General features: G+C 71.2%; 12 protein-coding genes. 8 read left to right on the top strand and 4 right to left on the bottom strand.

Going from position 1 to position 12,956, the window contains the following annotated elements:
• Nucleotides 1–5: 5 nt before the first annotated feature.
• Nucleotides 6–731 carry a VOC family protein gene (locus OG758_RS07210; RefSeq protein ID WP_326709192.1) on the top strand — a complete coding sequence of 242 codons (726 nt, stop codon included), beginning with the start codon at nucleotides 6–8 and terminating at the stop codon, nucleotides 729–731.
• A 159-nt stretch (nucleotides 732–890) separates the two neighbouring features.
• Here the strand turns inward: OG758_RS07210 and OG758_RS07205 are convergent, their stop codons facing one another.
• Nucleotides 891–1,772 carry a LysR family transcriptional regulator gene (locus tag OG758_RS07205; protein WP_116513166.1) on the bottom strand — a complete coding sequence of 294 codons (882 nt, stop codon included), beginning with the start codon at nucleotides 1,770–1,772 and terminating at the stop codon, nucleotides 891–893.
• Between the two features lie 131 nt (nucleotides 1,773–1,903).
• On the opposite strand from OG758_RS07205, the gene OG758_RS07200 reads away from it, so the two are divergent.
• From OG758_RS07200 to OG758_RS07180, 5 genes are all read left to right on the top strand, one after another.
• Entirely contained in the window at nucleotides 1,904–2,575 is a 672-nt protein-coding gene (locus OG758_RS07200; RefSeq protein WP_326709191.1) for a succinate dehydrogenase, read from the top strand.
• Nucleotides 2,576–2,578: 3 nt separating this feature from the next.
• Nucleotides 2,579–4,537 carry a fumarate reductase/succinate dehydrogenase flavoprotein subunit gene (locus OG758_RS07195; protein ID WP_326709190.1) on the top strand — a complete coding sequence of 653 codons (1,959 nt, stop codon included), beginning with the start codon at nucleotides 2,579–2,581 and terminating at the stop codon, nucleotides 4,535–4,537.
• Nucleotides 4,534–5,280, top strand: a complete 747-nt coding sequence (locus OG758_RS07190; RefSeq protein WP_116506030.1) for a succinate dehydrogenase/fumarate reductase iron-sulfur subunit — start codon at nucleotides 4,534–4,536, stop codon at nucleotides 5,278–5,280. The genes OG758_RS07195 and OG758_RS07190 overlap by 4 nt, the downstream gene beginning before the upstream one ends.
• A gap of 201 nt (nucleotides 5,281–5,481) precedes the next feature.
• On the top strand, nucleotides 5,482–6,255 hold the full coding sequence (locus OG758_RS07185; protein WP_326709189.1) for a GNAT family N-acetyltransferase: 774 nt from the start codon (nucleotides 5,482–5,484) through the stop codon (nucleotides 6,253–6,255).
• The gene (locus OG758_RS07180; protein ID WP_326709188.1) at nucleotides 6,255–7,046 is read left to right on the top strand and encodes a lysophospholipid acyltransferase family protein; all 792 of its coding nucleotides are present in this window, start codon (nucleotides 6,255–6,257) and stop codon (nucleotides 7,044–7,046) included. Before OG758_RS07185 ends, OG758_RS07180 begins: the two co-directional genes overlap by 1 nt.
• A 76-nt stretch (nucleotides 7,047–7,122) precedes the next feature.
• On the opposite strand, the gene OG758_RS07175 is transcribed toward OG758_RS07180, so the two are convergent.
• Nucleotides 7,123–9,507 carry an excinuclease ABC subunit UvrA gene (locus tag OG758_RS07175; RefSeq protein ID WP_326709187.1) on the bottom strand — a complete coding sequence of 795 codons (2,385 nt, stop codon included), beginning with the start codon at nucleotides 9,505–9,507 and terminating at the stop codon, nucleotides 7,123–7,125.
• Between the two features lie 70 nt (nucleotides 9,508–9,577).
• Nucleotides 9,578–10,585, bottom strand: a complete 1,008-nt coding sequence (locus tag OG758_RS07170; RefSeq protein WP_326709186.1) for an LLM class flavin-dependent oxidoreductase — start codon at nucleotides 10,583–10,585, stop codon at nucleotides 9,578–9,580.
• Between the two features lie 78 nt (nucleotides 10,586–10,663).
• Here OG758_RS07170 and OG758_RS07165 point away from each other — a divergent pair, with 78 nt between their 5' ends.
• The gene (locus OG758_RS07165; protein ID WP_326715834.1) at nucleotides 10,664–11,152 is read left to right on the top strand and encodes a phosphatase domain-containing protein; all 489 of its coding nucleotides are present in this window, start codon (nucleotides 10,664–10,666) and stop codon (nucleotides 11,150–11,152) included.
• A gap of 54 nt (nucleotides 11,153–11,206) precedes the next feature.
• Here OG758_RS07165 and OG758_RS07160 read toward each other — a convergent pair whose 3' ends face one another.
• Complete coding sequence (locus OG758_RS07160) at nucleotides 11,207–11,422, bottom strand: dodecin (protein ID WP_326709185.1); 216 nt, start codon at nucleotides 11,420–11,422, stop codon at nucleotides 11,207–11,209.
• A 213-nt stretch (nucleotides 11,423–11,635) separates the two neighbouring features.
• Here OG758_RS07160 and OG758_RS07155 point away from each other — a divergent pair, with 213 nt between their 5' ends.
• On the top strand, nucleotides 11,636–12,940 hold the full coding sequence (locus OG758_RS07155) for an extracellular solute-binding protein (protein ID WP_326709184.1): 1,305 nt from the start codon (nucleotides 11,636–11,638) through the stop codon (nucleotides 12,938–12,940).
• Nucleotides 12,941–12,956: the final 16 nt, after the last annotated feature.

Raw genomic sequence — 12,956 nt, 5'->3', positions numbered from 1 at the left:
GCCTGGTGATCCGCTGGGTGTACGCCTTCATCGACCGGCCGGAGGCGCACTTCGGGGCGGCCTGCGACTTCTGGACGCGGGTCACGGGGACGCGGCTGTCCGCGCCCCGCGGCGACCGCGACGAGTTCGCGACGCTGCTGCCGGACGACTCGGCGGATCCGTACCTGAAGGCGCAGGCGGTCACCGGCGTCGGGGGCGCGCACCTGGACTTCGCGGTGGACGACCTCGCTCGGACGGCGGGCCTGGCACGCCGCCTCGGCGCGACGCCCGTCCACACGGAGGACGGCCTGGAGGTCCTGCGCTCACCCGGCGGCCAGCCGTTCTGCCTGGTCCCGTGGTCCGGCGAGCACCGGTGCCCCGCCCCCGTCACGGCCCCCGACGGGTCGACGAGCCGCCTGGACCAGGTGTGCGTCGACCTGGCCCCGGCGGTGTACGAGGCGGAGATCGACTTCTGGACGTCCTTCACGGGATGGACCTCGGCGCCGGGCACGCTCCCGGAATTCCACACGGTCCGCCCCCCGGCGGAACTCCCGGTACGAATCCTGCTCCAACGCCTCACGGACGCCCGCCCGACAGGCGCCCACCTGGACCTGGCCTGCGCAGACATCGAGGCAACGCGCACCTGGCACGAATCACTGGGCGCGACGCTCCGGTCAAGGGGCGCACACTGGCTGGTCCTGGAAGACCCATCCGCAACGACGTACTGCGTGACGTCCAGACCTCCCAAGTAACCAAAAGCGCCCCCTCGGCTCCCACGACCCGGGGCGCGGGGAACGGCGCAAAGAACGACCACATGCCGCACCCGTAACCCAGCCCTCCACGATCAGGTGCGCGGGGAACTGCGCAACCCCCCAAAGGCGACCCGCACACCATCACCCGGCAACAACGTGTCACCGCTCCAGCAGCATCCGCTGGAGCTCCCGCGCGGCCCGAGGCGGAGCCACATCGCTGCGATGGGCCAGCGCGATGGTCCGGTGCAGCCCGGGACGGGCCAGCGGAGTCACCCGCAGATCGGCCCCCACGCGCGTCGCGACCATATGCGGCACGACGGCCACCCCGAGCCCCGCCCGCACGAACCCCAGCACCGCGTCCATCTCTCCGCCCTCCACCGCGAAATCCGGCTCGAACCCCTCCGCCCGGCACGCGGCAACGGTCAGTTCCCGCAGGTCATAGCCGTGCCGGAACATCACAAGCCGCTCGCCCTCAAGGTCCGAAATGCGCACGGACCGCCCCCGTCCGGGCCGCGGCGCATCCGGCGACGACACGACCACCAGATCCTCCCGCAGCAGCTCCACGGTCGTCAGCGCGGGCGCCGGCGCGGGCAGCGGGAGCACCACGAGCGCCAGATCCAGCGCGCCGCGCGCGAGTTCGCGTACGAGGTCGTGGGAGCCGCCCTCCTCGATCATCAGGCGGATGCCGGGATACCGGTCGTGGAAGGTGCGCAGCACATCGGGCAGCAGGCCGGTGCACAGTGAGGGCGTGGCGCCGAGCCGCACCCGGCCGCTCTTGAGCTGCGCCAGCTCGTGCACCTCCTGCCGGGCCGTGTCCGCGTCGGCGAGGATGCGGCGGGCCAGCGGAAGGAGCGCCTCGCCCGCGTCGGTGAGCGTGATGTTCCCGCGGGCGCGCAGGAAGAGATCCGCGCCCAGCTCCCGCTCCAGGGACCGGATCTGCTGGGACAGCGACGGCTGGGCGACATGGACCACTTCGGCGGCCCGCGTGAAGTGCCGGGTCTCGGCGACCGCGACAAAGTACTGGAGCTGCTGGAACTGCATGACCCCCACAGTAATCGCTCGATAGTCTGTGCCTATGGAAATGAGCTGGACCATGTCTTGGACCGATCGGGTCCTTCGGCTCTAGCGTGCGTGGCATGGTTCTGGCAACACGGACGGACCGACGGCCGTCCATGACGCGTACGCTCTGGGACTCGTCCGTCGGCAAGAAGACAGTGATGGCCCTGAGCGGCCTGATCATGCTGCTTTACTTGGTCGTCCACATGATCGGCAACCTGAAGATCTTCTTCGGGTCGGGCGAGTTCAACCACTACGCCCACTGGCTGCGCACCGTCGGTGAGCCGTTCATGCACTACGAGTGGACGTTGTGGCTCATCCGCGTCGTGCTCGTGGTCGCCGTCGTCGCGCACGCCACGTCCGCGTACCAGCTGAGCCGCCGCGACATCAAGGCCCGTCCGGCCAAGTACGTGCACAAGAAGGCCCGTTCGAGCTACGCCACGCGCACCATGCGCTGGGGCGGCATCATCCTCGCGCTGTTCATCGTGTGGCACATCCTCGACCTGACGACCGGCACCGTGCACCCGGGAGGCTTCCAGTCGGGCCACCCGTACCAGAACGTGATCGACACCTTCTCCACCTGGTACGGCAACGTCGTCTACATCGTCGCGATGCTCGCACTCGGCCTGCACGTCCAGCACGGCTTCTGGAGCGCGGCGCAGACCCTCGGCGTGGGCAGCGCGACCCGCGACCGCGTCCTGAAGACCATCGCCAATGTTCTCGCGCTGCTGCTCACGGCCGGCTTCATCGCCGTACCCGTGGGCGTGATGACCGGAGTGGTGAGCTGACCCATGAATTCCTACGCGGAGTACGCGACCGGTGAGCCGGTCGTCGACACCAAGGCCCCCGAGGGCCCCGTCAACGAGCGCTGGGACACCCGCCGCTTCGAGGCGAAGCTGGTCAACCCTGCCAACCGCCGCAAGCACACCGTGATCGTGGTCGGCACCGGCCTGGCCGGCGGCTCCGCGGGCGCCACGCTCGCCGAACAGGGCTACCACGTCGTCCAGTTCTGCTACCAGGACTCCCCGCGCCGCGCCCACTCGATCGCCGCGCAGGGCGGCATCAACGCCGCGAAGAACTACCGCAACGACGGCGACTCCGTCCACCGCCTGTTCTACGACACGGTCAAGGGCGGCGACTTCCGCGCCCGCGAGTCGAACGTCCACCGCCTCGCGCAGATCTCCGTCGAGATCATCGACCAGTGCGTCGCGCAGGGCGTCCCGTTCGCCCGCGAGTACGGCGGCCTGCTCGACACCCGCTCCTTCGGCGGGGTCCAGGTCTCCCGTACGTTCTACGCCCGCGGCCAGACGGGCCAGCAGCTCCTCCTCGGCGCGTACCAGGCGCTGTCCCGGCAGATCGCCGCCGGGAACATCGAGATGCACGCCCGTACCGAGATGCTCGACGTGATCGTCGTCGACGGCAAGGCGCGCGGCATCGTCGCCCGCGACCTGATCACCGGGAAGATCGACACGTACTTCGCCGACGCCGTCGTCCTCGCGTCCGGCGGCTACGGCAACGTCTTCTACCTGTCGACGAACGCCATGAACTCCAACGCGACCGCCGTGTGGCGGGCGCACCGGCGCGGCGCCTACTTCGCCAACCCGTGCTTCACCCAGATCCACCCCACCTGCATCCCGCGCACCGGCGACCACCAGTCGAAGCTGACGTTGATGAGCGAGTCGCTGCGCAACGACGGCCGGATCTGGGTGCCCAAGGCCAAGGGCGACGACCGCCCGCCGAACGAGATCCCCGAGGACGAGCGCGACTACTACCTCGAGCGCATCTACCCGTCCTTCGGCAACCTCGTGCCCCGCGACATCGCCTCGCGCGCCGCGAAGAACGTGTGCGACGAGGGCAGGGGCGTGGGCCCCGGCGGCCAGGGCGTGTACCTGGACTTCGCCGACGCGATCAGCCGCATGGGCAGGAAGGCCGTCGAGGAGAAGTACGGCAACCTCTTCGACATGTACGCGCGGATCACCGCGGAGAACCCGTACGAGGTGCCCATGCGCATCTACCCCGCCGTGCACTACACGATGGGCGGCCTGTGGGTCGACTACGACCTCCAGACCACGATCCCGGGCCTGTTCGCGGTCGGCGAGGCCAACTTCTCCGACCACGGTGCCAACCGCCTGGGCGCGAGCGCGCTCATGCAGGGTCTGGCCGACGGCTACTTCGTGCTTCCGTCGACCATCAACGACTATCTCGCACGCAACCCGCACCGCTCCGCCGAAGGCGCCTTGAGCGCCGAACACCCCGTCGTCCAGGAGGTGCTGGCCGAGACCGAGGACCGGATCAACCTCCTCCTCGCCGTCGACGGCGACCGCACCCCCGACTCCTTTCACCGTGAACTCGGCGAAGTCATGTGGGAGTTCTGCGGCATGGCCCGTACGGAAGAAGGCCTGCGCAAGGCCCTCGACCGGATCCCGCAGATCCGCGAGGAGTTCTGGCGGCGCATCAAGGTGCCGGGCACCGGCGAGGAGTTCAACCAGTCGCTGGAGAAGGCCAACCGCATCGTCGACTACCTGGAGCTCGCCGAGCTCATGTGCCTCGACGCCCTGCACCGGGCCGAGTCCTGCGGCGGCCACTTCCGCGAGGAGTCCCAGACCCCGGACGGGGAGGCCGCCCGCCGCGACGAGGAGTTCTCCTACGCGGCCGCCTGGGAGTTCACCGCCACCGGCGACGCCCCCGTCCTGCACAAGGAAGACCTCGTCTTCGAGTACGTCCACCCCACTCAGCGGAGCTACGCATGAAGCTCACCCTGCGCGTCTGGCGCCAGAAGAACGCCGACGCCGAAGGCGCCATGTCCACGTACGACGTGGACGGAATCTCCCAGGACATGTCGTTCCTGGAGATGCTCGACACGCTCAACGAGGAGCTCATCCTCAAGGGCGACGACCCCGTCGCGTTCGACCACGACTGCCGTGAGGGCATCTGCGGGGCCTGCTCGCTCGTCATCAACGGCGACGCGCACGGCCCCGAGCGGACCACGACCTGCCAGCTCCACATGCGGTCGTTCCAGGACGGCGACACCATCGACATCGAGCCGTGGCGCGCCTCCGCCTTCCCCGTGGTGAAGGACCTCGTCGTCGACCGCACCGCCTTCGACCGGATCATCCAGGCCGGCGGCTACATCAGCGCGCCGACCGGGGCGGCGCCCGAGGCGCACGCAACACCCGTGCCCAAGCCCGACGCGGACTTCGCGTTCGAGCACGCCGAGTGCATCGGCTGCGGCGCGTGCGTGGCGGCCTGCCCGAACGGCTCCGCGATGCTGTTCACCTCGGCGAAGGTCAACCACCTCAACGTGCTGCCGCAGGGCGCGCCCGAGCGCGAGACCCGCGTACTCGACATGGTCGGGCAGATGGACGCCGAGGGCTTCGGCGGCTGCACGCTGACCGGCGAGTGCGCGACGGCGTGCCCGAAGGGGATCCCGCTGCCGTCGATCGCCGCCATGAACAAGGAGTGGCTGCGGGCGACCCGCAAGGTCAGCCGCTGATCCACACGATGGCGTCCCGCGAGAAGCGCGGGGTGGGCGGGACCGGGAGTGGTGCTCGACCCCCGGTCCCGTCTGGTTGTCCGGCCCGCCCCGGGCATTCAGCATCCGCACACGCGGACAAGGCATGCTCGACACGTACACGCCAACCGGCGTCGGAAGAACTGAGTCACCAGCCGTCAGGCCCGTGACCAGGAGTGAGCCATGCCCGGCGCCATCACCGTCCCCCGCCCCGCCCGTCCCGCCACACCCACCCGCTACACCGTCGGTCTCGCCCGCGACGAGGAGGACCTCCGGGCCGCTCAGCGACTGCGCCACGACGTCTTCGCCGGGGAGCTCGGTGCTCTGCTCCGCACGCCCCGACCGGGCCTCGACATGGACGCGTTCGACGCCCATTGCGACCACCTTCTCGTCCGCGAGGAGTACAGCGGCCAGGTCGTCGGCACGTACCGGATGCTGCCGCCCGAGCGCGCCGCGACGGCCGGGCGGCTCTACTCCGAGGGCGAGTTCGACCTCACGTCGCTCGACCCGATCCGGTCGGGACTCGTCGAGGTCGGCCGCTCCTGTGTGCACCCCGACCACCGCGACGGCGCCGTCATCGGGCTGATCTGGGCAGGCATCGCCCGCTACATGACCGATCGCGGCCACGACTGGCTGGCGGGCTGCTGCTCGATCCCGCTCGCCGACGGCGGCGCCGTCGCGGCCGCCACCTGGGACCGGGTGGCGGCCAGGCATCTCGCGCCGGAGCAGTACCGGGTCCACCCGCACCGGGAGTGGATCGCCGACGGCGTCCCGCGCCCCGCGGGCCGCACCGACCTGCCGCCCCTGTTGCGCGGCTATGTGCGGCTCGGTGCGTGGGTGTGCGGCCGGCCGGCGCACGACCCCGACTTCGGTGTGGCCGATCTGTACGTGCTGCTGTCGATGAGCCGGATGAACCCCCGCTACCTGAAGCACTTCCTCTCCCTGGTCCCGGCGTGATGAGCGTCTGGCAGCCGACGGCGCCCTGTTCCATCGGGGCCTGCGTACGGGGTGGGAGCACGGCGCTGGCGTCGCCCAGGGCGGTGCTGCGGATCACGGCGCTGGTGGCGCTGCTGCTGGTGGGCGTCGTCCTCCTGCCGGTGGGGCGGCGGTTGCCCGCCGCCTGGGTGCGGCTCTACTGCCGGGTGATGGTGCGCGCCGCAGGGGTGCGAATGCGCCTGAGCGGCAGTGCCCCGCAGTCCGGCGGCGTGCTGCTGGTGGCCAATCACATCTCCTGGATGGACATCCCGCTCCTCGCCGCCGTCCGGCCCGCCCGGATGCTGGCGAAGAAGGAGATCCGGCAGTGGCCGGTGGCGGGCGCGCTGGTGGCCGGAAGCGGGGCGATCTTCATCGACCGCGACCGGTTGCGGGCACTGCCGGGGACAGTGACGCAGCTGGCGGCGGCGCTCCGGGCCGGGGGTGCGGTGGGTGTCTTCCCCGAAGGCAGCACCTGGTGCGGCCGAGCCCAGGGCACCTTCCGAAGGGCTGCCTTCCAGGCGGCACTCGACGCGGGTGCGCCGGTGCAGCCGGTGCGGCTGCGCTACCTCCTCCCGGACGGCACGGTCAGCACGGCACCCGCGTTCGTCGGCGACGACACCTTGGCCGCGGGCGTGTGGCGGGTGGCGTCCACCCGCCGGATCGTGGTCGAGGTGGAGGTCGGGGCGCTGATCCCGGCCGACAGCCATCCGGACCGGCGTTCGCTCGCCAGGGCGGCGCAGCTGACCGGGGAACGCGCGGCCGGACACCCGTGAGGACGCGTGCGCGGTGGAGTTCGTGACCGCCCTACCGCGCACGCCGACCGGGAAGCCGGCCAAGGGCAGGCTCCGGTCAGCCGGTCAGTTGCCGCGCCAGATAGGGGGCCGTGCGGCTGTCGGGCGCGTCGGCCACGGAGCGCGGCCGGCCCGCGACGACGACCTGCCCGCCCTCGTCGCCGCCCCCGGGGCCCATGTCGACGACCCAGTCGGCGCCGGCCACCACCGCCATGTCGTGCTCGACGACCACGACCGTGTGGCCCGCGTCGACCAGGCCGTGCAGCTGCCGCAGCAGCACCTCCACGTCGGCCGGATGCAGGCCGGTCGTCGGCTCGTCGAGGAGATACAGGGTGTGGCCGCGCCGCACCCGCTGCAACTCGCTGGCCAGCTTGATGCGTTGGGCCTCTCCGCCGGAGAGCTCGGTGGCCGGCTGGCCGAGCCGGAGGTAGCCGAGCCCCACGTCCGACAGCGTGCGCAGGCTGCGCAGTACGGGCCGCGCCGCGTCGTCGTCCGCCGCCGTGAAGAACGCGGCCGCGGCCTCCACGGTGAGGTCGAGCACCTCCGCGATGTTCCGTCCCCGGTAGGTCACTTGGAGTGTCTCGGGGTTGTAGCGCGCGCCCGCGCAGTCCGGGCACGGTGCGTACGTGCTGGGCAGGAAGAGGAGTTCGACACTCACGAAGCCCTCGCCCTGACACGTCTCGCAGCGTCCGCCCGCCACGTTGAATGAGAACCGGCCCACCCCGTATCCGCGCGCCCGCGCCTCCCCGGTGCCCGCGAAGACCTTCCGCACGACGTCGAACAGGCCTGTGTACGTGGCCAGGTTGGAGCGCGGCGTGCGCCCGATCGGCTTCTGGTCCACAACCACGAGCCGCCCGACCCCGTCGAGCTCCTCCGAGATCTCGCCGATCAGCGTCGACTTGCCGGACCCGGAGACTCCCGTGACAGCCGTGAACGCGCTCAGCGGGAACTCCGCGCTCACGTCCCGCAGATTGTGCCGGGTCACCGGACCGACCTTCAACCAGCCCTGGGGCTGGCGGACCTGGCGCTCGGGCGCGGGGGAGTCGTCGAACAGGAAGCGGGCCGTCGCCGAGTCCGCGACGTCGCGGAGGGCATCGACCGGGCCGCTGTGCAGCACCTGCCCGCCGTGCTCCCCGGCCTGGGGGCCCACGTCGACCAGCCAGTCCGCGCGGCGCATCACGTCCAGGTGATGCTCGACCACGAACACCGAGTTCCCCGCCGACTTCAGCCGGTCAAGGACGGTCAGCAGTGATTCCGTGTCCGCCGGATGCAGCCCCGCCGACGGCTCGTCGAGCACGTACACGACACCGAACAGTCCGGACCTCAACTGTGTTGCCAGGCGCAGGCGTTGTAGTTCTCCCGCCGAGAGTGTCGGGGTCGGCCGGTCGAGACCGAGATAGCCGAGGCCGAGTTCGGTGACCGTCGCGATCCGCGCCCGCAAATCGTCCGTGAGGACCCGGGCCGTCTCGGAGGCGTCCTCGCCCCGGGCGAGGATCCCGGCCAGCTCCGCCAGCGGCAGCCGGGCCAGCTCGGCGATCGTGCGGCCCTCGAACGTCACCGCCAGCGCCTCCGCCCGCAGTCGGGCACCCCCGCACGCGGGGCACGGCGCGCTGTCCAGGAACTTCTCCGCCTTCGCGCGCAGCGTCTGGCTCTTCGAGTCGGAGAACGTCTTCAGCACATAGTGGTTCGCGCTCATGTACGTGCCCTGGTACGGGCGTTGGATACGATCCGCGTCCCGCACCGGGTGCACCGTGACGACCGGCTGCTCGTCCGTGAACAAGATCCAGTCGCGGTCCGCCTGGGCCAACTCCCGCCAGGGAAGGTCCACTTCATAACCGAGCGCGTCGAGGATGTCGCGCAGGTTCTTGCCCTGCCAGGCGCCCGGCCAGGCGGCGATCGCGCCCTCGCGGATCGACAGCGACGGGTCGGGGACGAGGAGTTCCTCGGTGGTGCGGTGCACCCGGCCCAGGCCGTGGCACTTCGGGCAGGCGCCCGCCGCCGTGTTCGGCGAGAACGCGTCCGAGTCGAGCCGCTCGGCGCCCTCAGGATAGGTGCCCGCGCGCGAGAACAGCATCCTCAGCGAGTTCGACAGCGTGGTCACCGTGCCGACCGATGACCGGGACGTCGGCGCCGAACGGCTCTGCTGGAGCGACACCGCGGGCGGCAGCCCCGTGATCGCCGCGACCTTGGGGGCGCCGATCTGGTGGATGAGGCGGCGCGCGTACGGAGCGACCGACTCGAAGTAGCGGCGCTGCGCCTCCGCGTAGATCGTGCCGAACGCCAGCGACGACTTCCCCGAGCCGGACACCCCCGTGAACACCGCGAGGACGTCGCGGGGGATGTCCACGTCGACCCCGCGCAGATTGTGCTCGCGGGCCCCGCGCACCCGCACGAAGCCGTCGTGGCGGGGGTCGGGCGGGGCGGTGTCGGACACGGGGGGCATGCGATGCGGCTCCAGGTCGTACGGCGGTCGGGGCCCGGGCCGGGCAGCGGCCGGGGCAAACCCCACGATTCTAGGCCGCGGTCAGGTGCGCGACCCGGGCCAGCCTCCGGTACGACTCCAGCAGCCCCTCGCGGTCGTACGTACTGGTCGTGACCAGCACCTCCTGCGCCCCACTGTCCTTGATCACGGTCTCCAGTCCGTTGGCGACCTGGTGCTCCGTGCCCGCGATGTGGCCCTGCAGCCCGGACTCGTACAGCTCGCGCTCCTTGGCGGTCATCTCCAGGGTCGCGACGCGCTCGGCGGGCGGCAGCGGCGGGAACGTGCCGTGGGTGCGCGAGTACGCCATCGACCAGGCCTCGGGCATCAGCAGCCTGCGGGCCTCCGGCTCGCTGCCGGCCACGGCGACGGTCCCGGAGACCACCACGTACGGCTCATCGGCCCAGGCCGAGGGGCGGAACTCGGCGCGGTAGCGGTCGATGCCGCGCAGCATCTTCTCCCGGCTGCGGAAGTCGCCGATCACCATGGGCAGGCCCGCGCGGGCGGCGATCGAGGCGCCCTCGCCCATCGCGAGCACGAACGGCGGCACCGTAAGGCCCTCCGCCGGGCGGGCATGGACGCGCGTGGCCGACGTGCCGGTGAAGAACGCGAGGAGTTCGTCGAGCTGGTCCGCGAAGTCACCGGCGTCGTCCTTGTCCCGGCCCAGCGCCCTTCGGACACCGTCCGTGAACCCGACGGAACGGCCCAGGCCCATGTCGATACGACCCGGGAACAGCGACTCCAGCACCCCGAACTGCTCGGCCACCACCAGGGGTTGGTGGTTGGGCAGCATCACGCCGCCGGTGCCGACGCGGATGGTGCGCGTTGCCGCGGCGACCGCCGCCGCGAGCACGGTGGGCGCGGAGCCCGCGACGCCGGGCACGCCGTGGTGCTCGGAGACCCAGACCCGGTGGTAGCCCAGGCGCTCCAGGTCCTGGGCGAGCGCGACGGTGTCGCGCAGCGCGTCCGGGCCGGTGTGGCCCTCGCGGGTGCGGGACCGGTCCAGGACGGAGAAGCGGGTCGTTTCGATCACGGTGCTCACGTCCTGGTTCAACGTCGTGGTGCCGTGAGGATTCCCGCACCCTTCGTCCGGGCCTTCCTTAGGCTGGGACCCATGCCCATGGCCCAGGACATACGACCCCTCGCAGTCTTCGACCTCGACAACACCCTTGCCGACACGGCCCACCGCCAGCGCTTCCTGGAGCGCACCCCGCGCGACTGGTCGGCCTTCTTCGCGGCCGCGCCCGACGATCCGCCGCTCGCGCGCGGCGTCGAGCTGGCGCTGGAGAGCGCCCGCGAGTGCGAGGTCGTCTACCTCACGGGCAGGCCGGAGCGGTGCCGCGCCGACACCGTGGCCTGGCTCGCCGGACAGGGGCTGCCCGAAGGGCGCGTCTGGATGCGCCGGAACGACGACCGCAGGCCCGCGCGCCGCACCAAACTGGAGACGCTGCGCACGCTCTCCCGCGGCCGCGAGGTCCGCATGCTGGTCGACGACGACGAACTCGTGTGCGACGAGGCCGAACGGGCGGGCTTCACCGTCGTACGCGCCCGGTGGGCGAGCGGGTCCGAGGCGCTGAAGGACGCCCAGGAGCGAGAGGGCCGGACCTGAGCGGACCCGGCACGCGGGTTCGGGGCCGGACCTGAGCGGACCCGGGAGGCACGTTCAGGACTCGTCCTCCAGCCGGAAGCCGACCTTCAGGCCGACCTGGTAGTGCTCGATCTGCCCGTTCTCGATGTGGCCGCGTACCTGGCACACCTCGAACCAGTCCAGGCCGCGCAGCGTCTGCGAGGCGCGGGTGATGCCGTTGCGGATGGCCTGGTCGACTCCCTCGTGGGAGGTGCCGACGATCTCTGTGACCCGGTACGTGTGATCGGACATGAAGGCCTCCTCGGCCCGTGCGGTGGACGTCTCTCCACGGTGCCTCAGGTCACCGCGGACCGCGAGCGAGAGGGCGGATGTTCGACTTACCGGCCGTCACCCCCTTGACCGTTCGATTGGTCCATACCAAAATCCAGCCACACCCGTGCGAGCGTCACGCTCATCCCCCACGTCGGGCCGCCCTTCCCTGTCCGCAGGCAGAAAGTGACCCACGTGAAGTACCGCCGCACCGCCGCGTCCCTCATCCCCCTCGCCCTCGTATCCGCCTCGCTGCTCACGGGCTGCGCCTATCTGCCGGGCGGGGGCGACGAGCAGCGCACGGTGACCGTCTGGCTGATGAAGGACAGCGCGTCGGACGCGTTCCTGAAGCGGTTCACGAAGAGCTTCGAGGACAAGAACCCCGGCCTGCGCCTCGACATCCGTATCCAGGAGTGGACCGGCATCGGCGAGAAGGTGAGCGCGGCCCTGAGCCAGGCGAAGGGCGACCCGGCGAGCGAGGACGCGGCGGACGGACCGGTCCCCGACGTCATCGAGGTCGGCAACACCCAGGTCCCCCAGTACGTCGACGAGGGCGGACTGCTCGACCTCAGTCTGGAGTCCGCGCGCGACTTCGGCATGGAGGACTGGCTGCCCGGACTCGCCGAGCCCGGCATGTTCCTCTCACGCCAGTACGGCATCCCCTGGTACGCGGCCAACCGGGTGGTGATCTACAACAAGGACCTGTTCGCGAAGGCGGGCATCAAGCGGACACCCCGCACCCGCGCCGAGTGGCTCGACGTCACGCGGCGCTTGAACGCCCACGGTGACCAGGGCATCTACCTCGCCGGCCAGGACTGGTACACGCTCGCCGGATTCATCTGGGACGAGGGCGGCGACCTCGCCACGGAGGACGGCGGGATCTGGGAGGGCAGCCTCCAGACACCGGCGGCGCTGCGCGGCATGGAGTTCTACCGGCAGCTCCAGGCGCTCGGCCGCGGCCCCAAGGACGCCGATGAGGAACACCCGCCGCAGTCGGGCGAGTTCGCGAAGGGCGACGTCGGCCAGATCGTCGCCGTGCCGGGCGTCGCCCAGGCCGTCGAGCAGCAGAACCCCGAACTCAAGGGAAAGCTCGGCTACTTCCCGATCCCGGGCAAGACGGCGGCCAAGCCGGGATCCGTCTTCACCGGCGGCTCCGACCTGGTCGTGCCCGAGAACACCGACGACCGCGACGGAGCCGTCGCGGTCGTCAAGGCCCTGGCCGGCGAGAAGTGGCAGAAGGACCTCGCCAGGACCATGAACTACGTGCCCAACAAGACGACGCTGAGCGACGCCGTCGCCGACGAGCCGGGCGTGGCCGCGATGGCGGCGGGCGCCGCACGCGGCCGGGCCACGCCCGTGTCCCCGCTGTGGGCGAAGGTCGAGGCCGACAACCCGATCAAGGCGTACATGTCGAAGGTGCTCGCCGGGGCCGCCCCGGCCGAGGAGGCCCGGGCGGCTTCCCGCCGCATCACCAAGGAACTGGACGCCAGCGGGCCGTGACCCGGCCGCCGCCGGC

It is taken from the genome of Streptomyces sp. NBC_01474 (assembly GCF_035918215.1).
GTDB classification, from domain to species: domain Bacteria; phylum Actinomycetota; class Actinomycetes; order Streptomycetales; family Streptomycetaceae; genus Streptomyces; species Streptomyces aureus.
Note: the sequence above shows the minus strand (reverse complement) of the source record. Positions and strands in the feature narration are given on the sequence as shown.